The sequence below is a fragment of the Collimonas arenae genome (assembly GCF_001584165.1).
In the GTDB taxonomy this organism is placed as follows: Bacteria; Pseudomonadota; Gammaproteobacteria; order Burkholderiales; family Burkholderiaceae_D; genus Collimonas; species Collimonas arenae.
This window is the reverse complement of the sequence record NZ_CP013233.1, coordinates 2194747-2217926: the sequence shown is the minus strand read 5'-3', so window position 1 is coordinate 2217926 and position 23180 is coordinate 2194747. Positions and strand designations below refer to the sequence as shown.

Sequence of the window (23180 nt, the reverse complement as noted above, 5' to 3'; positions counted from 1 at the left end):
GCCATGTCAATGCATCTCGCCGCCTTCCTGATCGCCGGCAATGCCTCCCACAGCCAGGTGCTGTGGCGCCACCCGGAGAGTAATCCGGGTGGTTTTCTGAAGCTCGACTATTACGCCCACATCGCGCAAACCCTGGAGCGCGGCAAGTTTGACTTGTTGTTCTTCGCCGACCGGCTGGCGGTATCGACTCGCTTTGGCGGCGACCATCGTTATGGCGTCGGCTATGGCGACCAGGATGCAACCCGGCTCGATCCCTTGCCGGTGCTAGGCGCGCTAGCGGCAATGACATCAAAAATCGGGCTCGGCGCGACCCGCTCCACTACTTACTCCCAACCGTTCAGCCTGGCGCGCGAATTCGCCACGCTCGATCACCTGTCGTCCGGACGCGCCGCCTGGAACGTGGTGACATCGGTCAACCAAGGCGAAGCCGACAATTTCGGTTTGCGTGAAACCCTTGGACACGATGCTCGCTATGACCGTGCCGACGAATTCCTCGATGTAGTGCACCAGCTGTGGGGAAGCTGGGCGCCGGATGCGTTGTTGCTGGAAGCGAGCAGCGGTCGCTATGCCAATGCCGATCGGGTGACGGCAATCAGCCATCGTGGCCGCTATTTCAATGTCCGCGGCCCACTGAACATTCCGGCGACGCCGCAAGTCGGGCCGGTGATCATCCAGGCGGGATCGTCCCATCGCGGCCAGGATTTTGCCGCACGCTGGGCCGAAGTGGTGTTTGGCATCCAGCCGGATCTGGCGCGCATGCAGCGTTTCTACAACGATTTGAAGGGCCGCGCCGTCAAGTTCGGGCGCAAGCCGGGCGATATCAAAGTGCTCACGGCGCTGATGCCGTTCATCGGTCGTACCCGCGCCGAAGCCGAAGAAAAACAGGCGCGGCACAATGCACTGGTCGATCCAATAGTCGGACTATCGACCTTGTCGAGCCACATGAATGTCGATTTTTCCGGGTATGCGCTGGATGCGCCGATTGCCGACCTCGAAGTGGCCGGCATGCAAGGCCTGTTCAGCCTGATCCGCGAGTTATCCGCCGAACGCCAATTGACGCTGGCGGACGTCGGCCGCCTCTACGCCAGCGGCGTGCTGGTGCCGCAAGTAGCAGGCACCGCCGCCGACATTGCCGATTGGATGGGACATATCGTCAGCAAGCAAGGCGCTGACGGCTTCGTCATCACACCGGTGCACCTGCCAAGCGGCTTCGACGACTTTGTTGAGCAGGTGGTGCCGGAACTGCAGCGACGCGGCCAGTTCCGGCTTGACTACCGGGGCGACACCTTACGTAGCTATCTGCAGGATTGAGCCGCTTAACGCCAACCCTGCATCTCTCCCTGCCACATTTCCTCAGTTCAGCGGCACCGCTACGCTAAACATGATCGACTGACTGCGGCCATTACCAAGGTTAATGTTGCTGTTGTAGTCGACGGTAAACGTCATGCCGTTCGACAGCAGCAGCCTGGCGCCAAGGCCTGCGGCCCAGTTGCCGGTGTCCTGGCTGCTGGTGTGAATCACGTAGGCCGGCCCCGCCGCTGCCAGGTCGGCATACGCCAGCGTGGCATCGTCCGCCCCTTGGAACTGGTGACTGAACTCCAGCCTGGCGCGTGGAATCCAGGTACCGATGCGGGTCACATACTGCCCTTCGGCCCTAACACCCAGCGTGGCGCTGCTGGTGCGCACGGTTTGCTTGAAGTAGGTCAATGCATTCAAACCGGCCGCTGTTTCCGTGTACTGATCGAGCGTAGCTGACATCAACTCAAGGCGACCGTATGGCGACCACATCCAGCCATCATTACGATATTCAACGCCCGTAACAATAGCGCCGAAGATCTGGTCGCCATGCCGCAGCCCGGTAGCAAAACCGCCACCGTCAGTGATGTAGCGGGTGGCATCGAAATTCAATGTCCCGTAACCCAGCACGCCGTCGATAAATACGTTCTTGGCCGGCCGCAAGCTGCCATACACCGCGCCCACTACACTTTCTGCAGTGCTCTTGGTGCCGTTATTGCCGACATCGCTGCTGTCGCGGCTGAAACCGCCGCCGATACCGACGCTGGCAAGGTCATTGATGCGATAGTCGCCACCGATGCTGACGCCGTTGGTGGTGAAGCGGAATCCGTCCTGGCGGCCATTGACATAGTGCTGACCAAAATCGACCGCGCCGCCCATCCACAATGACAACGGCTGCTTCTGTCCATCCTGATGCACAGGCATGTCAGGCAGGTCGCTGATGGTTTTTTGAGTATCGTTTGCGGCCAGCGTCTTGTTGCCGCCATAACCGTTACCCCAGCCGCCGCCGAGACCATTGCCGCCCTGCCCGCCAGCCTGCTGCGGCCAGCCAACCTTGCGCATGTTCGGTTGCAACGGCCCGCCTAACAGGCGATCCGCATCGTCGTTTTGCCAGCGCGCCACATCGTCTGCCGGTTTGCCATCCTGAGTCGGCGGCGTCAGGCTGACGCCGAAACTGGAGCGGCCCCACCCATCGCCATGCAAGCTTTCCAGGCGCCGCGTGAAATTGGCGGTCTGGGCGCTGGCAAAGCGCCGGGCGCTGTCCGCCTGGGCAGCCAGCAGACCGATGACTTCAGGATCGGTCGACATGTCGCGGCGCGGTGTCACGGAAACATTGACGCTACCCGGCGCCGATGTCGCGAAGGCATTGCTCAGGGTATAGCTGATCACGGCTGGGCCGGCAAAGGTGCCGGCGGCGGTGAAGGTCATCTGGTAGGACGGCTTGCCCGCCGTGCCGACATCCCTAATCGTTGCTGTGCCTGCCGTCGTCGGCGTTATCGAAACCACTGCGGCGCCCGTGAATGGGCCACCGCTGGCGCCGGCCATCAAGTCAACGCTGACTGCCGCACCGGCGCTAACCGTGGCGCTATGGACACCCGCCGTCGGCATCGGATTGACACTGACGGTCGCCGTCACCGGAGCCGATGCGCCGAACGCATTGGCCAAGGTGTAAGTGAACTTGATGTCGCCGCTGCTGCCAACCACCGATGTATAGACGATATCGGTCCCGCTCACCGCTGCAGTGCCGGCGCTTGGCGGCGTCACGATGGTGACGCTGGTGAATGGGCCTCCGCTGGCGCCGTTGGCGGCGTGCAGCGTAACCGGTTGACCAGCCAGGATGGTTGCGCTCTGCGCCACCGCCACCGGCACTGCCAGCGGCGTTACGTTCAGCGTCACCGTGGCAGGCGCTGAACTGCCTCCCGGCCCGGTTGCGATATAAGTCAGACTGTCGCTGCCGAAGTAATTGCTGGCTGGTGTGTAGATCACATTCAATCCATTGACGGTCGCGCTGCCGTGGCTTGGCGCGGTGGCGATCGCAATGCTGGTAATCGGGCCGCTGTCGTTGGCGCTGACATTCACCGTCACCGTCTGGTTGGCAGTGGTGACGGCCGTGTCGTTGACCGCCACCGGTTGCGCCTGACCGACGTTCAAGGTCATGGCTTGCTGTCCGCTGAAATTATGCGCGTCGATAGCACTGACCGTGAATGGAAAACTGCCAGCTGTCGTCGGCGTGCCACTCAACAAACCGGTGGTGCCGTTCAATGTGAGTCCGGCCGGCAGGCTGCCGCTGGCCACCGCATACGCATAGGGCGCGACGCCACCGGCAGCATTGAACTGCTGGCTGTAGACAACGTTGACCTTGGGCGCTGCAGCCACGGCGGCATTCAGCGTGATGCTAGGAGCGCCTACGTTCAGTGTGTAGTTATTGGTGACACTGAACGGCGCGCCGGTACCGGTGCTGCTGTCGCTAGCCCGGACACTGAAAGTGAACGTGCCACTTTGGTTGGTAGTGCCGGACAGCACGCCTGTGCTTGTATTCAGCGTCAATCCGCTCGGCAAGGCACCGCCATTGATTGAAAAGCTATATGGCGCAGTACCGCCGCCAGCCGTCAATGTGGCGCTATATGGCGCTTCCGCAGTCGGGTTAGCCAAGGTTGCAGGATTCAAGGTCACGCTTGCGGAGGCAATTATCAAGCTGTACGCCTGGCTGCCGCTGAAGCTGTTGCCATCCTGCGCCTTCATGGTGAAATTGAAAGTACCGGCCGCGGTCGGCGTGCCGGCCAGCGCGCCGGTCGAAGCATTCAGCGTGATACCAGCCGGTAGCGCACCGCTGGTGATGCTGTATGTATAAGGGCTGACGCCACCCACTGCATTGATGGTTGCCGTATAGGCGACCGCGACAGTACCGTTGCTGACTGTGCTTGGGGATAAACTAATGGTCGGCGCCGAAACAACCAGCGCGTAGCTCCTTTGCACGCTGAACGGCGCGCCGGCCCCGGTACTGCTGTCGGTTGCTCGCACAGTGATCGAAAAACTTCCTGCCTGCACGGTAGTGCCGGACAGTACGCCGCTGGCTGTATTCAGGCTGATGCCCGATGGCAGGCTGCCGGCCACCACCGCATAGCTGTACGGCCCCGTGCCGTTGCCGGCGGTTAAAGTGACGCTGTACGGAGTTGCGGCGCTCGCTGCCGACAATGTCGATGGATTCAATGTCAAACTCGGCCCGCCAACGGTGATGGTGTAGGCCTGGCTGCCGTTGAAATTATTGGCATCCGTGGCGCGTACAGTGAAATTGAAACTGCCGGCGGCAGTTGGTGTGCCGGATAGCGCACCGCTGCTGGCATTGAGCGAGACCCCGGTCGGCAACGCTCCTGCGGTGACGGCGTAGCTGTATGGTCCGACACCGCCGCTTGCGCTCAGCGTGGCGGAATACGATTGCGCCACCGTGCCGCCTGGCGTACTGGCAGGCGTAAATGAGATAACCGGCGCACTGATCTGCAGCGTATAGCTGCCTGTGGCTGAGAACGGGCCAGTACCGGTCGAGTGATCGGTCGCCGTTACGTTAATCGGGAAACTGCCGCTTTGCGTCGGCGTTCCTGATAACGTCCCAGTTGCGGCATTCCAGCTCAGCCCGCTGGGCAGGCCGCCGCTCAACACGTAGGTGTATGGGGCGACACCGCCGCTGCTTGAAAACGTCTGTGAAAACGCAGCGCCGTAGAGCGGCGTCAAGGTCGACCCGGCTGGTGCGATGCTGAGGGTTGGCGCGGCGACGGTCAGCGTAAAGGTTTGCGATTTCGTGACCGGTCCGCTGCCGCTGCTGCTGTCGGTTGCCGACACTGCCACCGAGAAACTGCCGGCGGCAGTCGGCGTGCCAGAAATGGTCAGGCTGCTGGCGCTAGTTCCGGTTACAGTTAATCCAGCAGGTAAGCCGCTGGCGCTATAGCTGGAATAAGGTGCGGCGCCGCCAGCCCAAGTCAGGGTCTGGCTGTAACTGACGCCGTCGGTTGCTGACCAGGAGGCGGATGGCGTAATCATCAGCGTCGGTGGCGATACCGTCACCGTCACTGTGGCAGGGCTGGAGGTGCCGGCGCCATTGGTGGATGTATAGGTGAAGGTATCGCCGCCAATATATCCGGCCAGTGGCGTATATGTGATGCTGGTGCCGCTCGCAGTAGCTGTGCCGTGTGCGGCGGCCGACGCCACTGCCACCGACGTTGGCGCACCTCCGCTCAAGTTCAATGTGATCGGATTGGCAGAGCTGCCATAGGCAACGGTGGCACTGACGGCGCCCGCTACAGGCAGACCGGCATTGACGGTTACCGAATAGGCGCGCGAGCCGATATACGGACCGCTGCCGGTTGAACTGTCGGTAGCAGTGACGGTGAAATTGTATGGCCCGCTACGGTGGGCGTTCCGCTCAGCGCGCCGCTTGATGACAACGTCAATCCGGGCGGTAAGGTGCCAGAGCTAACGCTGTAGGTATAAGAGGAGATTCCACCTGTGGCTGTGATGATTTGACTGACGGCGGTACCGACTGTCATTGTCGGCAAAGTAGGCGGCGACAATGCAATGGTCGGTGCATTGGCCGTCAGCGTGTACGCTCGCGCGCTGGTATACGGGCCGCTGCCTGTAGAGCTGTCGGTTGCAGTGACGGTGAAATTGAAGGAGCCACCTGAAGTTGGCGTACCTGAAAGCGCTCCCGACGACGACAGCGTCATTCCCGTCGGCAATGAGCCGGACGTAATAGCGTACGTATATGGCGCAGTACCGCCATTGGCGCTCACGCTCTGGCTGGTATAGGCAACACCTACCGTAGACGCCGGCAGTATCGGCGGGGTGATGGTCATCGCCGGTGCATTGATTGACAGCGTATAGGCCCGCGAACCGGGAACGGCATTTTGATCGGTAGCCCGCACCGTGAAATTGAAGCTGCCGCCGGCAGTCGGCGTGCCCGACAGGACACCAGCACTCGTCAAGGTCATTCCCGCCGGCAGCGCGCCCGCGGTGAGAGCAAAAGTGTAAGGCCCAGTGCCACCACTGGCGGACAAGGTCAGCGAAGGTGCGTTATACAAGGCGCCAACAGTGCCGGCACTCAGCGTGGATGGGCTCACGACGACGACGGGTGTGGCGTTGATCGTAATGCTGACATCGAACGGTACCGGATACGGCCCGCTGCCGGTAGTGCTATCGACGATGACGATTGAGGCGGTATAGGTGCCGGCGGTGGTCGGCGTACCTGAAATCACGCCGGTCGACGCCAGGTTCAATCCCGGCGGCAAGCCTTTGCCGGTGACTGTCTGCAAGGTATAACTGTAGGGAGACGTGCCACCCGAACCGTTCAATTGCTGACTGTACGGAATACTCACCGTTCCCGCAGGCTGCGTCGTGGGTGATATCACCAGTACCGGCGGCGGCACGGTGAAGGAATAAGACTTGGTTGTGGTCAGCGCTGTTGGTGTTGTAGAGTCATGCACGCCGATCGTCACGGATGCCGGGCCGGTGTAAGTTGAGGTCCCGGAAATCACGCCCGTTGAAGATAAAGTCAGGCCGGCAGGCAAGCTTCCGGAGCTAATCGAGTACGTATAAGGCACTACACCACCTGAAGCAGTGAGGGTTTGACTGTAGCTGACGCCAACCGCAGGATTGGTCAAAATCGACGGCAATACGGTGATCGGCGAAGTCGACGCCTGGATCGTGACGTTATAGGTGATATCGTTGCCCGAATCGTCCTGCACGATAAAAGTGTCGGACAATGCCCCGTCGCCATTATTCGTGTAATGCACGACGTTGGTGGTCACCGGATTCCACAAGCTCCCATGCGATGGCGCAAGCGTTATACCGGAAAGCCCAAATGGCGAACACGCTCCTGGGGCGCTTGACAGATCGGCACTGTAAACACCGCCCGAGGGAACCGTGATAGCCACGGGGGTCGGACATTCCGTGCTCGGGCTCGCATGCACCAGGTTGCACAGGCCAAGAAGCAGCGCATACAACAAACTGGCCAGCGCGCGCGGGAACCAGTTCCGGTGCCGGACAAATGCGCCTCGTCCTACGATTGTTCTCCGTTGATCGGATACAGAACCGGTTGCGAATGATGACCACTCGCAACTACCGGCACAAGCGTGCGGACGCAGCAACATGATTTCCCCCTGATGTTTTTTTCGTATTCGTGCGCTGTTTTGCGATGGTTATCCATCGCTTTACTCAATGCTCGACAAAGAGTCTTTTCGCTCTTTTTGCTTGCCGTGACGGCTATTGACGCTTACCTTTTGGCAACGTATGCTAACTCGAATGTAAACAAAATTAACAATAAGAATTGTTGTTTATTGCTAACTGTTGCTTTAAATATACAATCAACACGGTTAGCTTTCGCTGTGCCACCATCAGTGCATTACCACATCAATCTTGGGAGAGAAAACGATGGCTGAATGTTACGTTGGACAGATTATGTTATCCGGCTTCGGTTTTGCCCCGCGCGGCTTTGCGCTCTGTAACGGGCAGTTGCTTCCGATCAATCAGAATCCGGCGTTGTTTTCCCTTCTCGGCACCATGTATGGCGGCGACGGCCGGACCACTTTTGCCCTCCCCAATCTGCAAGGTCGTACCCCAATACATACCGGCCCTCGGCCGATCCATCCTGGCAACCTTCAACCTATCTCCAAGGACAGCCTATCGGCGTCGAAACCGTCACGCTGCTGCAAGCGCAGTTGCCAAGTCACACGCATGTGCCCAATGGCACCACCACAGCAGGCGCCGTCAAGAATCCCACCAATACGCTCTACGGCGGCAGCGGAACTGAAGCCATCTATGCGCAAACCAATGGCACGCAGGCAGTCCTAGCGCCGCAAACCCTGGCTGCGGTCGGCGGCAATGGCCCGCATGAAAACATGCAGCCGTTCCGGGTCTTGAATTTCAGTATTGCCCTCAGCGGCGTTTTCCCATCGCGCAGTTAGTCGTTTCCCTCGCAACCTTTAACGGAATAAAGCCATGACTACACCCTATGTAGGTGAAATCCGCCTGCTCGCCTTTCAACGCGTGCCCACCGGATGGTTTGCATGCGACGGCAGCGTGAAATCGATCGCCGACTATGAAACGCTGTACGTATTACTGGGAACAACTTATGGCGGTGACGGCGTCAACACCTTCGGCGTGCCGGACATGCGCGGCCAGGTGCCGCTGCATCAAGGTACCGGAACAGGCCTGTCGACGCGCGTTCTCGGGCAACAAGGCGGCAGCGAAAACGTCACATTGACGACCAGCACAATACCCGCCCATACCCATCCGTATAGCGCCACCAGCCTGGAGGCAACTGCCAGCGCGCCAGCGGCAACGGTGCAACTGGGCGCTGCCGCCGCCAGCGACAAGATGTACACCAGCAGCATTGCCGGACTCACTCCCTATGTCATGTCGCCGGCGTCGACCAGCAGTACCGGCGGAAGCCAGCCGCACGACAACACGATGCCGACGTTGACAGCGTCATTTTGCATTGCCTGGGCAGGGGTTTTTCCGTCGCAGTCATAACAGCAAGAGCGCCTGCCACGTTGCTGCATTACACATCGCCGGCGCAGCCATCAGATAAGACGAGGAGAGAGTATCGTGACCACACCATTCCTGGGTGAGATTCAAATTTTCGGTTTCAATTTTGCGCCTGTCGGCTGGGCGCAATGCAATGGCGCCACATTATCGATCAGTCAAAATAGCGCGCTGTTTTCGCTGATTGGCACCTACTATGGCGGCGACGGCCGGACCACATTCCAGTTGCCGAATTTTACCGGCCGCGCGGCTTGCAGCCAGGGACAAGGACCCGGCCTGACGCAACGTACCATCGGCGACACTTTTGGCACGGAACAGGTTAGTCTGCTTCAGTCAGAAATCCCGGGTCATAGCCACGCCGCCAATCTGTACCACCAGCCCAATACAACGTTGCAGAGCAACACACCTGCCAACGGTTATGGGCTGACCGGGCCGGCAAGCACTACGCCATTTGTGCAGAATGCCACCGCCAATGCAACCTTCGCACCGACTGTCGTCGGCGCAACAGGCGGTAGCCAACCGCACGAAAACCGCCAGCCGCTGCTGCCTCTGAACTTCTGCATCGCGCTACAAGGTGCATTCCCCGCGTTTGACTGATCCAGGTCCAGGGCACGGTGCGCTGCCGGCATTTCCGGCTGGCGCAGCCCTGGAGTCTCCGACTGCCCTGCAACAGCGCGGCATCCGGCTGCGCCCTTGTGCGGCCGGGGATATCAGCTTCCTGACTTCCCTCTACCGCCAATTGCGCGCCGCAGAACTGGCGCCGTTACCCTGGCCGGACGCACAAAAACATGCCTTCATCGACAGCCAGTTCGCGCTGCAGCACCGGCATTACCTGACGCATTATCCAAATGCCGATTTTTTGCTCATTGAATGTAATGGCGAGCCGATCGGGCGCCTTTATCTGTCGCGGCAGATGCCGGAATTCCTCATCATCGATATCAGCCTGGCGCCAGGGTGGCGCAACAGCGGCATCGGCACAGCGCTGATCCGCCACGCACAGACGCTAGCGGAGAATGCAGGGGCAGGATTGAATTTACACGTAGAGCAGCGCAATGATGCTGCGCGAAAACTGTATGACCGCCTCGGCTTCATCGCAACCGACACGGAAGGCTTCCACACCGGCATGCGCTGGCCGGCGTCAACCGGTACGCAAAACAAACAAGAAATCCAGTCAAAGCAGGCTAGTTGAACACTGCCTGATAAAGAAAACCCTGGTTATCGCGCGCAACCGGCACCAGGAAAATCCCGACTTCACCGATGGCATCGTGCTGCATCCTATAGATCTTCTGCGTCAACAGGATCGGTGAACAATTCCGGAACAACAAACTGAATGGGGAGCGCAGCATCCCCTGCAAGGTCGGCGCCGCCAGCGGCCGGACTTCAATCAGCGTGAACGCGGCATTGCCCTCGTCAGGGGCAACAAATGTGTCGTTCAGACGTGCTGCGAAATGTTCCTGCGTGAGGATATCCATAAAGCCATTGAATTGACAGCGTTAATCGAGGTCCACAGACTGGATTTGAGGCTGTATTGGCAAAGACCTATACAGCCTCATCGACTCATCTGCGCACTCCGCCAAATGCAGAAGCGAGACATGATGAACCGCTCCTCATTTTAATGGATTTTCCGATCAGCAACGTTGCCCTATAGGGCCAGCCAGCAATAAAAATTGCGCCAACACGCCTACAACACCTTGCACAAGAAATCGCGGGTACGCTCGTTGTGCGGCGAACCCAGCACCTGTTCCGGTGGTCCCTGTTCCATGATGACGCCCTGGTCGATGAAGAACACCCGATCGGCAACTTCGCGCGCGAAAGCCATCTCGTGCGTCACCACCACCATCGTCATGCCTTCTTCGGCCAGCGCCTTCATCACCGCCAGCACTTCGCCGACCAATTCAGGATCGAGCGCCGAAGTCGGCTCGTCGAACAGCATGACCTTGGGCTCCATGGCCAGCGCGCGCGCAATCGCCACGCGTTGTTGCTGGCCGCCTGACAACTGGTTGGGAAAGGCGTCGATCTTGTCCAGCAGGCCGACCTTCTGCAGCAGCTTTTCCGCCACCAGCACCGCCTGTGCCTTGGACATCTTCTTGACCTGCATCGGCGCCATGATCAGGTTATCGAGCACCGACATGTGCGGGAACAGGTTGAAGCGCTGGAACACCATGCCGACGCCGGCACGCATCGCGTTGAGATCGATGTGCGGATCGTTGACCTTGATGCCGTCGACCAGAATCTCACCGCCGGAGGCTTCTTCCAGGCCGTTCAGACAGCGCAGGAAAGTGCTTTTCCCCGAGCCTGACGGACCGATCACGCACACCACTTCGCTTTCCTCGATATCGCAATCGATACCGCGCAGGATATGCGCGCGGCCGAAGTTTTTCTGCAGTTGTTTAACGTGTATCACCCTTGCCATACCTTTTCTCTAAATGCTGAACAAAAACCGACAACAGCAATGTGATGCCCCAGTAAATCAGCGAAATTGTCAAATACGGCTCCCAGTAGCGCGCATAGGCGCCCGACACCGTGCGTGCGGCATAAGCCAGTTCGGCCAGGCCGATCGCCGACGCCAGCGATGAATCCTTGACAATCGCAATCGCGTTGTTGCCCAGCGGCGGCAGCATGCGCCGGAACGCCTGCGGCAACACCACCTTGCGCAACGTCTGCAGATAGGTCATACCGAGCGAACGCGAGGCTTCGCTTTGACCGCGGTCAATCGATTGGATGCCGGCACGGAATATCTCCGACACATAGGCGCCGGAGTTCAGTGTAATCGCCAGCACCGCCGACAGGAATGCGCCGTATTGTGAGCGGACTTCCCGCGCGATGTCGCCACTAAGCAGCAGGCCACCGTTGGGATTGATCAGCAACGGCATCAACGCAAAGTGAATCAACAGGATTTGCACGAACAGCGGCGTACCGCGGAAGAAGCTGACATAGAAACGCACCGGCCATTGCACCGCGTAACGCAGGAAATATTTCATGGCGCCGTGCCGTGCTTCGGCCACGCGGCCAACGCCCAGCAACAGCCCCAGGAAAGTACCAGTAACCACGCAGATGACCGCCACCTTCAGCGTCATCAGCGTACCTTCGATGAACAATGGCAGGTATTCGCCAATGATCTGCCATTGGAAAGAAGCAAACATAAATGTATTCCGTGTAAAGTGAATCAGGCCTTACGCGGATTACTGCAGCGGCAGTGTCGGCACGCTGTCGTCAAACCATTCCTTGTAGATCTTGGCATAAGTGCCGTCAGCAACAATCTTCTTCAAGCCGGCATTGATCTTGTCGAGCATGACCTTGTTGCCTTTTTGCACGGCGATACCGAAATACTGGCGCTTGAACTTGGCGTCGCCGATCACCTTGAATTTTTCTCGGGATGGCTCTTGATATAGAACTTGATCACGCCAACATCGCCAACAGCGGCATCAACACCACCGCGATACAACTCTTCCAGCATCAGCGGCGTATTGTCAAAGCGATGGATGGCGGTATTGTTCTTGCCGATTTCATCCGACACCGAAATATCGCCGGTGCTGGAATTGACGACCCCAACCTGCAATTTCTTCAGATCAGCCAGGCCGGTCACTTTCGGACCGTCGCCAACGATGATGACCTGGTCAGCCGGGAAGTACGGCAGCGAAAAATCCACCATCTGGCTACGCTTGTCGGTAATCGTGATGCCGGAAATCAGGATGTCGCGATCGCCCTGGTTAACTGTGGCGAAGATACCTTCCCAAGGCGTGCTGACCAGCTTGATCTTGAAGCCGGACGCATTGCTGATTGCCTTGATGATGTCGATATCGAAGCCGACCAGTTCTTTCTTTGCGTTCTCGAATTCGAATGGACGATAAGTGCCGCCGGCACCAACCACATAGGTTTGCGCGTCTGCAGCATGGGCAGAGACGACCGGCAACGCAAATGCCAGAATGCTGGCGAGCACCGCAAATTTCTTTAGCGACATGGATGATTCTCCTGGTGATGATGTGTTTAAGTTGATAGTTCGTCGCTAGCTCGCATCCCCGTAAACTGCAAGCCATCGCGGGTAAAGCCCGCCGCGTGCGACATGATCGCGGCTCACCGTCAATCCGTCAACCGGCGACGGCGCTTTAATTCATGCGATTTTGCTGCCAGTCTGGCGCAAATTCAGACTCATCCGATTTACCGTGTCGGCGGACTTGACTTGATGCAACATGAACGAGGAACACGCGACGACATGCATTTCCAAATGGAAACGAAATGCTGGGAGAATATTAAGCAGTTAGTGTGCCACCCCTTCCAGAACGGACCTTTGGCGTGACATATAAATTACATGCGGAATTTCTTTGCCGCAGCTGGTATTGCCCTGCGGCAGCTATCGGCTAGCCGAGCATGAAGTTCAATTTCGGATTGATTACTGGCATCGACGGGAACACCTGTGCAAGCTGAGCATCAGTCAAACGCAGATGGCGCTCCGAGATTTGCGCCAGCACCGAACGGAAATCAGTGGTGACTGGCAGATCACGCCCCTCATGCAACTGGCTATCGGCCAGCCCCTGCCAATCGCCCAGCACTTTCCCGCCGGCGACGCCGCCACCGAGTACCCACATCACGTTACCATGGCCGTGATCGGTGCCAGCATTGCCATTCTGGCGTGCAGTACGGCCAAATTCCGACATGACGATGATGGTAGTGTCCTCGAATACGGGCCCCAGATGCTGCGCCAAGGTCGCCAGTCCCTGCCCCAAGGGCTCTAGACGATTCGCCAGTTGGCCCTTGCCATTGCCTTGGTTGGCGTGGGTATTCCAGCCACCGAGGGCAACGAAAGCAATCTGGATTTTCGGGTCATTACGCATCAATGTCGCCAGCCGCGCAGCATCGTTCGGGAAGCCGTTAGGCAACGGTGCGCCGCCATCGGCCACCTGCATTTCATTTTTCATCGCTGCCGTCATGACTTCCTTGTGGGCGTCTCTGGCATCCTGATAGGTACTGGCGAATTTATCGCTGTGTTGGTACATCTGATCGAACGCGCTGCCGATATTCGGCCGGTCAAGAATCGATTCCTTGGTGCCGGCGGCTCCTGCGGCCAAATTGGTTGCGGGCGCAGCCCCGGCCAGGAAGCGCGGCATGATCGGGCCGATGCTGATGGCCCGAGTTGGCGAAGACGCGCCAGGCAATACCGTCAACAGGCGATTGAGCCAGCCGTCCTGAGTCGATTTTTTGCCCGGTGTACCTGACTCCAGATAATCCTGGGCGTCGAAATGCGAACGTGTCGCGTCCGGTGAGCCAGAGGCGTGGATGAACGCCAGCTTCTTCTGTTGCCAAAGCGGCTGCAGCGAAGCGAGCGCCGGATGCATGCCAAAGTAGCCATCCAGATCGATCGCGCCATTGTCCTGCCCGGGACGCGCCAAACCGATAGTTGGCCGCAGCCGCGCATAATTGACATCGCCATAGGGCGCGACAACGTTGAGGCCATCGACCGCGCCACGCAGCATCACCACCACCAGCTTGCGCTTGGTCACTGTATTGTCGTCGCTGACGGCAGCCCAGGCCTGGCGGCCCACCGGAATCACCAGGCAGCCGCCGAGCGCCATCAGCTTCATTAGGTTTCTACGGTTCATGACGTTCCTCGTTCAACAATATGACGTGACTTAGTGTTGCATGAAATCAGGACTGCCCAGCACCATCGCCGCACGCAAAGCCTGCGGATTGATGTCAATGGTGGCGCGCGTCTTGCCCGAAATGCCTGGACCGATCGCCTCCAGCAGGGATGTCACTTCCACCGGTTGCGACTCCGCCGCCGGCACTGCACTATCCTGCTGCGGACCGGCTGGCTTGGTGAGCGGCAAACGCCCGGCCGCCAGCGCCGTAGCAAACGTGATCCGCCGAGTCAGCGCATCCGGATTGAGCCAGGCGCTCTCAGTATTTTTGTAGCCATCAGGCGTCTGGCAACCGTATAACGGCATACCCAATTGATTCAAGGCGCCTAGCAGCGGACGGACGTTGGTGATCGGCACCTGCGCTGCACGGGCCGCGGAAATCACGAACTGGTATGGCGTTTTGAACTTGGCGCCGACACTGCTAGCAGCCATGAATTCCTGGCTATGGAACAAGGTTCGCAGCACTTCGCGGATATTGCCGCCGGTTGCCAGATAACGTTTGGACAAACGTTCCACCAGTTCCGACGGCGGATTGTCTTGCACGAAATACTGCGCCAGCTGGAAGCTGAGGTGATGAGCAGTGGCCGGACTCATGGCCAACACGTCCAGCGCAAACTCGCCTTCACGCTGACCTTGGGATGCGACATGGCGACCAAGCCATTCCTTGTCGCCAGTGTCGTGGCGCTGCGCATCGAAACGGAAAGTACGGTTGTTACGCACCAGGTCACGCGGCTCGAAAGTCCAACCAGTCAGCATGCGCGCCAATTCTGTAACGTCTTTCTGGGTGTAGCCACCATCGACGCCCAAGGTGTGCAATTCCATCAGCTCACGCGCATAGTTTTCATTCAGGCCGGTGGCTTTCGCTTTCGCTCCCTGCGCTGCATTGCGTCGGAATTGCGGCGGCTGGTAATCGGCTGATGTAGACAGCCAGTTGTCCAGGTAAAACAGCATCGCAGGATGCTTGGCGGTGGCGCCCAGCAGGTCACGGAACGATCCCAGCACATAAGGGCGGATAGCGTCGCGCTCGTAGCTGCCGATCAGGGCGCGGTCCAAGCCCTTGCCCGCATAAACATTGAAGTGATTGAACCAGAAGTCGACCATCACTTCTTCCAGCTGGCGCGGGCTGTCGATGGCGCGGGCGATGCGCGCTTCGGCATTCTGTTCGGTGATCCTGCCGATTACTTCGCGCCGCTTTTGTTTGGCCGCGTCATCGCCATCGTTGGCAGCCTTGCGCACCGCCAGAAATTCCGCCAGCACTTCGCCGGCGCTTTCATTGCTCATCTCAAGCGCATTGAGGCGTGCAGTCAGCGCCGCGGGCAGGGGAATGGTTTCCGGTTGCAGCTGGCTATCGATATAACGGTCGACCCCCATCTGCTTGACGCGTTCGATGTCCCCTGGCTTGGGACCGTATCCCAACCGGTCCAGGACATGCAACGCTTGCTGGTCAACAGACAGTGGCGCCGCAACCGCGGCCAGAGAACCCGCCGAAAACAGTACAAGTGCGGCAATACGGATCGGCAGGCGCAGGATCGGCGATGTCATAGACGGCCTTCATTTGAAATTATTGGAAATATCTTGCAATGGTTTGATTAACCCACTTTGAACGTGGTCCTGCTACCGACAATATGTATCGGATGTAACCAACTGTAAAGACGCGTTGTCGCCGCGTCGGCATAGACGTATGAGAAAGCGACGAAGATTTGATCGCGCAAATGCGCAGACGCCGGCCCGGCATCGCGCCGGGCTGTGGTCTTCACCGATCTTATTTGGATGCCAGAATATCGAGCGATTGAATTGTCGGCGGCTCCGTAAACAATTCGTTGGCCCTGGCCATCAGTGCTGCCGCCACCCGCCCCGTCAAATGCGTCTGCCGCCCTGCATCGTCCGGAAAGGTGTCGAAAATACCATAAACTGACGGCCCCAGCTTGAGCGCATACCACGTGATGGTCGCCGGTTCCTGCAGCACCACCGGCAAGCCGTCACGCAGAAAGGTTTCGACATCATTCTCCTTGCCCGGCTTGGCCTGTAGCCGAACGAACAATCCTACCTTGATCATGATCGACCTCCTTTAGGGATGCGCAAACGCCGGACACTCACCATATCGGCCAGGCGGAGTGTTCAGTTTAGCTGCCCGGCTGCACAATGCAACGTCAGCGACGATAACCCGGCGGGCCAGGCTATACGCGCACCAACAATTTACCCAGATTCTTTCCTTCAAACAGGCTATTCAATGCTTCTGGCAATTGCTCGAAACCATCGACGTAAGTCTCCTGGTAAACGATCTCTCCGTTCTTCACCCACGGCGTCACGACCGCCAGCATTTCGTCCATCCGATTGGTGAAATCGCGCGCCAGGATGCCTTGGATGGTGGCGCGCTGGAACAGCATGTGCTGCAGGAAACGCGGCCCCAGGTCCGGCGTATCGAGGCCGCCGTCATATTGGCTGATGGCGCCGCAAATGATGATGCGGGCACGTCGCTTGATCAGCGGAATCACTGCATCGGTGATCGGCCCGCCGACGTTATCGAAATAGATGTCGACGCCGCCGGTCGACGCCTGGATCGCCGCGCTCAAGGCTTCGGGCGTGGTGTGCGCACGATAATCGACTGCAGCATCGAGCTTCAGTGTCTCAGTCAGGAAACGACATTTTTCCGCGCCGCCGGCAATGCCGACTACGCGGCAGCCGGCACGCTTGCCGAACTGCGCCACCAGCGAACCGACCGCACCCGCCGCACCCGACACCAGCAAGGTATCGCCGGGCCGCGGCCGCCCTGCTTCGGTCAAGCCAAACCAGGCAGTCCGCCCCGGCATGCCCAGCACGCCAAGCGCCGTCGATACCGGCGCCGCCTCCGGATCGAGCTTGGTCAGCTCACTGTGGTGGCAACGCGCAAACAGTTGCCAGCCGCTATACGCGGAAACCCAATCGCCGACCTGGAACAGCGGACTGGCCGAAGCCACTACCTCACCCACCACGCCGGCGCGCTGAACGATGCCGAGCGGATGCGGCACATCGTAGGTGTTGCGCTCATGTTGCTGGATGCGGATGTACGGATCGACACTAATAATTCGTGAACGCAGGATCACTTCGTTGGTGGCGAGATTGCCGTCCAGTTCGGTTTCACGCAATTCATAGTGATCGTCACTGACCCGGCCTTCTGGCCGTTTGACGTAAAACCACTGGCGGTTCTGATATTTGGTTTGCATGTTGGAAGCCCGTTTAGATTCAGGCCGCCAGTGTAGCCAAATTGCGAACAACGCGTTACCGGGGCGCACATTTAGCATGGCACCGGCGCGAGATCAGGTTCTTAGCAAAACCGTCCAACATGCAAATTGTGTTTAAATATTGCAATACAAAAACGGCAATGAGATTGGCATGGTACATACAGCGAATTTGCTGGTGTTATTGCAATTTGCATGGCAACTTGCCCAGCATTCGACAGGTGGCTAATTTGAGGCGAAATACTACAGGAGGGAATTTGTCCGAGCGCGACACTAAGCTCCACGGGTGCTGGCGGCTGGTTTCTTTTCATATGGAGCGTCAGGATTCAACGGAGCGCACTCAACCATGGGGCACCGATCCAAATGGGTATCTTATTTTCGGCTCTGATGGGCGAATGATGGTACTCATTACCGCACAGGCGCGAGAGCCTGGTAATACAGATGAGAAACTGGTGGCGCTTTTCCGTACTGTGATGGCCTATACAGGACGGTATCGGATAGATGGGGATAGGTTCATCACAAAGGTTGACGCATCTTGGAATGAAGCCTGGAACGGCAGCGAGCAGGAACGACTCTACAAGCTTGATGGGGACATGCTCAACGTCTTTACAGCCTGGATGCCAAATCCATTAATATCAGGAAATCCAATAGGCAGAGCTATTCTCAGTTTCAGACGCGAGTAATTTTCCCGTGCTGAATTGCGACAAGAGAGGACTTTTTTCCTCGTTCCAAATGGTTAAAAAGGTTAAGAAAAATTGAAAAAACGATTATTGAGCTGGGCCTTTTCTTCGTTGGTGGTTTGCCTCACCTCGGTATGTCACGCTGCAGAAATTTCTCGCGCTGAAGCTCTGCGGGTGACGTCCGCAGCCATTCAGCCAGTGATGGAGAAAAATCAAATCCCAGGTATTGCCGTCGGACTGGTTCTCCAGGGCCAAACCTATGTTTTTAATTACGGGATGGCATCGGTCGAAGGTCAGCGCCGCGTAACCGATGCGACGATTTTCGAGATTGGCTCTGTCAGCAAAACCTTCACCGCCACCTTGACAACCTACGCAGAAGCTACAGGAAAGCTGGAGCTTTCCGACATGGTGGCGAACTACCTGCCCGAGCTTGCAGATACGGACTTTGGCAGGCTGCAGCTCTACCACCTCGGGACGCACACCACTGGCGGACTGCCGTTGCAGGTACCGGACGAGATTCAGACCGAGGAGCAGCTCATGAGCTACTTCCGGGCTTGGAAACCCCCATATAAGACTGGCGCGGTACGCACCTATGCCAACCCGAGCATCGGCACCCTCGGCTTGATTGCGGCGAGAAGCCTGCATCAGGATTTCGGTGCGGCCATGAGCCACGAAATATTCCAGCCTCTTGGCTTGGAAAGCACCTATCTCAGCGTTCCTTCCGAGAAGCTGAGCAGCTACGCGTTTGGTTATACGAAGGACAAAGTGCCTGTGCGAGTGAATCCAGGCATGCTTTCGAATGAAGCATACGGCGTAAAAACCACCGCCCGAGACCTCACACGGTTTCTGAAGGCGAATATGGGCATGCTGCAACTTGGCAGCACGCTGCAGACCGCGTTGAAGAATACCCGCAAAGGTTACTTCAAGGTCGGCGACATGACGCAAGATCTGATTTGGGAGGAGTACGCGCTGCCCGTCGATTTGCAAGTTCTACAACACGGCAACTCAGCCGCGCTGATTTACAACCCCACCCCAGTCGTCGCCCAAGTTCCGCCTTCGTCCCCAAGGCCTGATGTCTGGGTAAATAAAACCGGCTCAACCAACGGCTTTGGCGCATACGTTGCATTTGTCCCCTCCAAGCACTTTGGCATCGTCGTGCTGGCCAACAAGAATTATCCGAACGAGGAGCGCGTGGAGATTGCCCACAAAATCTTCGAAGCGCTCTCTCGCTAGGAAACATCGGACACCCTACCCGGGAGAGCAGCGCAGCAATCTGCTCCAGTTCCAGCACGATCACGAGCGGCCGATTATTCAACGCGTTACTGAAAAAAATCTCGCAGAAACTCGGCGCAATCACCGCTTCGATGCCCATGCTGCAATCCCCCACGCTGCATGTTCGCGACTGGAGCCGCAGCCAAAATTGGGGCCGCCGATCAGAATGCGCGTGCCTTTGAATTCGGGTCGATTCAGTACAAAATCGGCGCGCGGCTGCCGTCTGGCCCGAAGCGCAGGTCGGCCGGGATGTAGGCGTGGCTCCGCCTCAGCGGAACGACAACCGATTACTCTTCCAACGGCGACTTGCCGGTTTCACGTGCTGCAAACAGGGCCACGCCGGTGATCGCCAACGCCGCCAACACATACAACGAGATGGCTGTGGTGTTGTGGAAGGAGCGGAACAGGCTGGCAATGATTAGCGGCGCGAAACCGCCGCCGACAATGCCGGCCAGCGTGTAAGCGAGTGAAGAACCGGCGTAACGCACCCGGGTCGGGAACTGTTCAGTCACGAATGCCGCTTGCGGACCGTACATGATTGCATGAATCACCAGGCCGCCAATTACCGCCAATACGATCAGCAACGGTTGCGCACTATCGAGCAGCACGAAGAAGGCGAAAGCCCAGATCGCCCAAGCACCACGCCGATGGCATACACAGGCCGACGGCCGATGCGGTCCGACAAGGCGCCAAACACCGGCACCGTCAGCGCATTGCACGCGGTGCCGATCATGATCGCAGTCAGCGCCAGGGTACGCGACAGGTCCAGCACTGTCGTCACATAGGTCAAGGTGAACACCACCACCAGTGCATACAGCACGTCCGAACCGATCCGCGCGCCACCGGCGATCAGCAGGCGTCGCCAATGATGACGCATGACGTCGCCGATCGGCGTCTTGGCGGTGGCGTGCTTCTCATCCAGCTCCTTGAACAGCGGGGTTTCCTCAACACCACGGCGGATCCACAGACCGAACGCGACCAGCAACAGACTGGCAATGAATGGGATGCGCCAGCCCCAGGCGAGGAAATCGTCCGGCGACACCAGCGCGGTGATCGCCGCAATGAAACCGGTCGCCAGCAAGGTGCCGAAAGACGGTCCGACCTGGGTCCAGGAGGCGTTGCGGCCACGCTTGTCTTGCGCACCATGTTCAACGGAAATCAGCACCGCCCCGGCCCATTCGCCGCCCAGCGCCACACCCTGTACGAAACGCAGCGCAACCAGCAGGATCGGGCTGAGGATGCCGACCGAAGCATAAGTTGGCAGCAAGCCCATGAGGCCGGTGGTAATCCCCATTAGTACCAAGGTCACGACCAGCACGAAACGGCGTCCGAGCTTATCGCCGAGATGGCCGAATAGCGCGCCGCCGATTGGCCGTGAAATGTAGCCGACCGCATAGGTCGAGAACGCCAGGATGGTGCCCGACAAAGGGTCGAATGACGGGAAGAAAAGATGGTTGAAGATCAGCGCGGCAAGCGTGTTATAAACCGTAAAGTCGTACCATTCCAGCGTGGTACCGATCATGCTGGCGGCAGCCAGCCTGCTGGTCATGCTTTTCTTGGCAGGTGCGCCATGCGCAGCCTGCTGCGCGGGCGCTGACAATGCCGCCTCTTCAGCTTGTAATGCAATTGAATGTTGATGACTCATCTCACTTCCCTCCAGGAACCTGCTATCCCCAACCGCAACGGCATGTCTTTCAAAACTGCCACTGCGATGCGTTTGACCTTTGTCTGGCCTCTTGTACTTCCCCTAACTAAAAACCGGTGAGGGTCGATGCGCGGTCTTTCATGCCGCTCGATCGCGTAATTGCCAGCTCAGTTGCAAAATGGCATGACCATCCAGTTCGCCGCCGATCTGTTCCGCCGCCAACCGCACCGCATTGGCCGCCGCCGGTTCCGACGATGCCTCAATCAGCAGGATCGGATCGAGCACACGGCCGTTGGCGTTTTCCGCTGGCAATGGCGTGGACAGTGCGACATCTGGCGTCAACAGGCGCGAGGCCACTACGCCATCCAGTGTTAGCAATTTTTGGCCAGCTTGGCCACTGCCGCTGGATCGCTGCCAATCTCGTTGTTACCCAGCCGCAAAACTGCCAGCCAGGCACCCATGCCGCTACCGACTTCAGCGTCGATGCTGCAGACGCGGCGGATCGGGTCGCGCATGCGCGCCAGATTGGTCACCGACCACGGTGTCTGCTGCTGGAACGCCTTGAAATATTCAGGTGTCTTGAATGCCGCCAGCGACGTCGTGCGGTACAAGCCCAGATACTGGCGTGGCCCCTTCATGCTTTGGTAGCGGGTGCCGGAAACGAAGCCCGGCAGGTTCACCCGTTCTTCGACATGCTCACGGTCGTACCAGCGGTTGAAGTCGTCGTCATGCGCTGGATCGACATTGGTCCATACGAACAAGATGCCTGGTAATTCTTTTGCCTCCGGTGTTGTTGCTGGTGCTGCTGGTTTTGTTGCTGTTGCTATTGCTTGCGTACTCATCGTTTTCGCTTTTTCAAGTTGGGCCGGAAGACTTGAGAATAGTTTTTCGGTCCATGCCTGGCAAACGGGTTATTTTTATGGTGACTGATAAGTTTTACTTGTGGCGTCGTTGACTTGGTGAGGATCAAAGCCGTACTGCGGTTCCAGGTTGAGCGTGAAGCGCGCGGCCTCTTCACATGCCAGCTTGGCAACCAGCTGGATCGCTTCCGTGGTCAGGTCGGCGCAATAACTGACCACCAGCCGTTGCGGCGTCAGATTAGTGGTACAGGGAATAATGTTCAGCGTGCCGCTGCTGATCTGATCACGTGCCGGCGCCAACGGCAGCACGGCAATGCCGAAACCCGATTGCACCAGCCGCACGATGGCGGAAATGGAACTGACGCAATGGATGCGTGGCGCCGGCACCCCTTCGGCTTCGCACAATTCCATCAATGCGGAATGCGGTTGCGAACCGCGATTCATGGTCACGATCGGCCGTTCCGCCAATTGCGCCAGGCTCACCGGCGCCATGCCTGCGGGCCAGTCGGCAGCGCGCCCGACCCAGCCCATCGCAATCGATCCGCTCGCGGTATTGCGAATGCCGTCGCCGATCACCGGATCGGTCTGCAGCGCCAGATCCAGTTCGCCTTGCCGCAACTGCTCGTGCAAGCGCCGTGTCGATTCCGACGTCAGTTGCAGTTCAATGCCGGGATACATCTCCTGCACGCGGCGCAGGAAATCGATCAGCCAGGTGTGGACGATGGTTTCGATCACGCCGATACGCACAATGCCGGCGATGCTGGAACCGGTGCGACCGATGGCGGACATTTCCCGGCTCAGTTCCAGCATCCGTTCGGCGTAACCGAGCAAGCGACGGCCATCGAAGGTCAGGCGAATCTCGCGGGCATCGCGCTCAAACAGGCGTGTATCGAAATCCTGTTCGAGCGAAGCGATCCGATTGGAAATCGCGGCCTGGGTGATATTCAGTTTCTCCGCCGCAGCACGGAAACTGCCGAGCCGCGCCACCCATACAAACGCTTCCAGAAATCGCGTGTTCACAATGCCTCCTTCGCACCTGA

22 protein-coding genes and 3 pseudogenes are annotated in these 23180 nt (G+C 58.5%); 9 read left to right on the top strand and 16 right to left on the bottom strand.

The features are described from left to right. The first annotated feature begins 3 nt into the window (after nt 1-3). Nucleotides 4-1311, top strand: coding sequence for an LLM class flavin-dependent oxidoreductase (locus tag CAter10_RS10325; protein ID WP_061533339.1), 1308 nt, complete (start codon nt 4-6; stop codon nt 1309-1311). A 42-nt stretch (nt 1312-1353) separates the two neighbouring features. Here the strand turns inward: CAter10_RS10325 and CAter10_RS10320 are convergent, their stop codons facing one another. Together CAter10_RS10320 and CAter10_RS10315 are read right to left on the bottom strand one after the other, a co-directional pair. Beyond that, on the bottom strand, nt 1354-5598 hold the full coding sequence (locus CAter10_RS10320) for a putative Ig domain-containing protein (RefSeq protein WP_236905541.1): 4245 nt from the start codon (nt 5596-5598) through the stop codon (nt 1354-1356). A gap of 14 nt (nt 5599-5612) precedes the next feature. Next, nucleotides 5613-7094 (bottom strand): putative Ig domain-containing protein, encoded by a 1482-nt coding sequence (locus CAter10_RS10315; protein WP_164840431.1) that lies wholly within the window; start codon nt 7092-7094, stop codon nt 5613-5615. Nucleotides 7095-7716: 622 nt separating this feature from the next. On the opposite strand from CAter10_RS10315, the pseudogene CAter10_RS24525 reads away from it, so the two are divergent. The 5 genes and pseudogenes from CAter10_RS24525 to CAter10_RS10295 all read left to right on the top strand — a co-directional run. Further along, nucleotides 7717-7917, top strand: a pseudogene (locus CAter10_RS24525) (phage tail protein); the annotation flags it as partial. 86 nt (nt 7918-8003) lie between these two features. Beyond that, entirely contained in the window at nt 8004-8249 is a 246-nt protein-coding gene (locus CAter10_RS23515; RefSeq protein WP_236905566.1) for a phage tail protein, read from the top strand. A 34-nt stretch (nt 8250-8283) separates the two neighbouring features. Continuing rightward, a complete protein-coding gene (locus CAter10_RS10305) occupies nt 8284-8817 on the top strand; it encodes a phage tail protein (protein WP_061533336.1) in 534 nt (177 codons plus the stop codon). A 75-nt stretch (nt 8818-8892) separates the two neighbouring features. Beyond that, nucleotides 8893-9426, top strand: a complete 534-nt coding sequence (locus CAter10_RS10300) for a phage tail protein (protein ID WP_061533335.1) — start codon at nt 8893-8895, stop codon at nt 9424-9426. Continuing rightward, nucleotides 9419-10018 carry a GNAT family N-acetyltransferase gene (locus tag CAter10_RS10295; RefSeq protein WP_197467216.1) on the top strand — a complete coding sequence of 200 codons (600 nt, stop codon included), beginning with the start codon at nt 9419-9421 and terminating at the stop codon, nt 10016-10018. Before CAter10_RS10300 ends, CAter10_RS10295 begins: the two co-directional genes overlap by 8 nt. Here the strand turns inward: CAter10_RS10295 and CAter10_RS10290 are convergent. From CAter10_RS10290 to CAter10_RS10255, 8 genes and pseudogenes are all read right to left on the bottom strand, one after another. Beyond that, nucleotides 10011-10301, bottom strand: a complete 291-nt coding sequence (locus CAter10_RS10290) for a DUF6916 family protein (RefSeq protein WP_061533334.1) — start codon at nt 10299-10301, stop codon at nt 10011-10013. The genes CAter10_RS10295 and CAter10_RS10290 overlap by 8 nt on opposite strands. 209 nt (nt 10302-10510) lie before the next feature. Next, nucleotides 10511-11233 carry an amino acid ABC transporter ATP-binding protein gene (locus CAter10_RS10285; RefSeq protein ID WP_061533333.1) on the bottom strand — a complete coding sequence of 241 codons (723 nt, stop codon included), beginning with the start codon at nt 11231-11233 and terminating at the stop codon, nt 10511-10513. Next, entirely contained in the window at nt 11220-11972 is a 753-nt protein-coding gene (locus CAter10_RS10280; protein WP_061533332.1) for an amino acid ABC transporter permease, read from the bottom strand. The genes CAter10_RS10285 and CAter10_RS10280 overlap by 14 nt, the downstream gene beginning before the upstream one ends. A 39-nt stretch (nt 11973-12011) precedes the next feature. Continuing rightward, a pseudogene (locus CAter10_RS10275) lies at nt 12012-12790 on the bottom strand (basic amino acid ABC transporter substrate-binding protein). A gap of 397 nt (nt 12791-13187) precedes the next feature. Continuing rightward, a complete protein-coding gene (locus tag CAter10_RS10270) occupies nt 13188-14426 on the bottom strand; it encodes a DUF1501 domain-containing protein (protein ID WP_061533331.1) in 1239 nt (412 codons plus the stop codon). A gap of 30 nt (nt 14427-14456) precedes the next feature. Continuing rightward, nucleotides 14457-16007, bottom strand: coding sequence for a DUF1800 domain-containing protein (locus CAter10_RS10265; RefSeq protein WP_061533330.1), 1551 nt, complete (start codon nt 16005-16007; stop codon nt 14457-14459). Nucleotides 16008-16227: 220 nt separating this feature from the next. Continuing rightward, entirely contained in the window at nt 16228-16521 is a 294-nt protein-coding gene (locus CAter10_RS10260) for a putative quinol monooxygenase (protein WP_061533329.1), read from the bottom strand. A gap of 121 nt (nt 16522-16642) precedes the next feature. Beyond that, complete coding sequence (locus tag CAter10_RS10255; RefSeq protein WP_061533328.1) at nt 16643-17668, bottom strand: NADP-dependent oxidoreductase; 1026 nt, start codon at nt 17666-17668, stop codon at nt 16643-16645. A gap of 272 nt (nt 17669-17940) precedes the next feature. Between CAter10_RS10255 and CAter10_RS10250 the strand changes: the two genes are divergently transcribed. Together CAter10_RS10250 and ampC are read left to right on the top strand one after the other, a co-directional pair. After that, nucleotides 17941-18366 carry a lipocalin-like domain-containing protein gene (locus CAter10_RS10250; RefSeq protein ID WP_061533327.1) on the top strand — a complete coding sequence of 142 codons (426 nt, stop codon included), beginning with the start codon at nt 17941-17943 and terminating at the stop codon, nt 18364-18366. Between the two features lie 72 nt (nt 18367-18438). Further along, nucleotides 18439-19596, top strand: a complete 1158-nt coding sequence (ampC, locus tag CAter10_RS10245; RefSeq protein ID WP_061533326.1) for a class C beta-lactamase — start codon at nt 18439-18441, stop codon at nt 19594-19596. 120 nt (nt 19597-19716) lie between these two features. Here ampC and CAter10_RS24260 read toward each other — a convergent pair whose 3' ends face one another. From CAter10_RS24260 to CAter10_RS22365, 5 genes and pseudogenes are all read right to left on the bottom strand, one after another. Then, nucleotides 19717-19800 (bottom strand): hypothetical protein, encoded by an 84-nt coding sequence (locus CAter10_RS24260; protein ID WP_335339753.1) that lies wholly within the window; start codon nt 19798-19800, stop codon nt 19717-19719. A gap of 122 nt (nt 19801-19922) precedes the next feature. Continuing rightward, nucleotides 19923-20243: an MFS transporter gene (locus CAter10_RS24520; RefSeq protein WP_417924716.1), complete on the bottom strand. Its 321-nt coding sequence runs from the start codon at nt 20241-20243 to the stop codon at nt 19923-19925. 47 nt (nt 20244-20290) lie between these two features. Continuing rightward, nucleotides 20291-21157, bottom strand: a pseudogene (locus tag CAter10_RS10240) (MFS transporter); the annotation flags it as partial. 261 nt (nt 21158-21418) lie between these two features. Beyond that, nucleotides 21419-21658, bottom strand: a complete 240-nt coding sequence (locus tag CAter10_RS22370) for a hypothetical protein (RefSeq protein ID WP_128083030.1) — start codon at nt 21656-21658, stop codon at nt 21419-21421. Beyond that, nucleotides 21652-22041 (bottom strand): DUF4286 family protein, encoded by a 390-nt coding sequence (locus CAter10_RS22365; RefSeq protein WP_128083029.1) that lies wholly within the window; start codon nt 22039-22041, stop codon nt 21652-21654. The genes CAter10_RS22370 and CAter10_RS22365 overlap by 7 nt, the downstream gene beginning before the upstream one ends. A 1-nt stretch (nt 22042) precedes the next feature. On the opposite strand from CAter10_RS22365, the gene CAter10_RS22775 reads away from it, so the two are divergent. Continuing rightward, complete coding sequence (locus CAter10_RS22775) at nt 22043-22210, top strand: hypothetical protein (RefSeq protein ID WP_156477090.1); 168 nt, start codon at nt 22043-22045, stop codon at nt 22208-22210. Here CAter10_RS22775 and CAter10_RS10230 read toward each other — a convergent pair. Further along, a complete protein-coding gene (locus CAter10_RS10230; protein ID WP_061533325.1) occupies nt 22198-23160 on the bottom strand; it encodes a LysR family transcriptional regulator in 963 nt (320 codons plus the stop codon). The genes CAter10_RS22775 and CAter10_RS10230 overlap by 13 nt on opposite strands. Nucleotides 23161-23180 lie beyond the last annotated feature (20 nt).

What these genes read in the sequence shown, in the direction of transcription:
- CAter10_RS10325 (WP_061533339.1), top strand. Translation starts at nt 4, where the DNA reads ATGTCAATGCATCTCGCCGCCTTCCTGATCGCCGGCAATGCCTCCCAC.
- CAter10_RS10305 (WP_061533336.1), top strand. Translation starts at nt 8,284, where the DNA reads ATGACTACACCCTATGTAGGTGAAATCCGCCTGCTCGCCTTTCAACGC.
- CAter10_RS10290 (WP_061533334.1), bottom strand. Translation starts at nt 10,301, where the DNA reads ATGGATATCCTCACGCAGGAACATTTCGCAGCACGTCTGAACGACACA.
- CAter10_RS10280 (WP_061533332.1), bottom strand. Translation starts at nt 11,972, where the DNA reads ATGTTTGCTTCTTTCCAATGGCAGATCATTGGCGAATACCTGCCATTG.
- CAter10_RS10270 (WP_061533331.1), bottom strand. Translation starts at nt 14,426, where the DNA reads ATGAACCGTAGAAACCTAATGAAGCTGATGGCGCTCGGCGGCTGCCTG.
- CAter10_RS10265 (WP_061533330.1), bottom strand. Translation starts at nt 16,007, where the DNA reads ATGACATCGCCGATCCTGCGCCTGCCGATCCGTATTGCCGCACTTGTA.
- CAter10_RS10260 (WP_061533329.1), bottom strand. Translation starts at nt 16,521, where the DNA reads ATGATCAAGGTAGGATTGTTCGTTCGGCTACAGGCCAAGCCGGGCAAG.
- CAter10_RS10255 (WP_061533328.1), bottom strand. Translation starts at nt 17,668, where the DNA reads ATGCAAACCAAATATCAGAACCGCCAGTGGTTTTACGTCAAACGGCCA.
- CAter10_RS22775 (WP_156477090.1), top strand. Translation starts at nt 22,043, where the DNA reads ATGCCTGGTAATTCTTTTGCCTCCGGTGTTGTTGCTGGTGCTGCTGGT.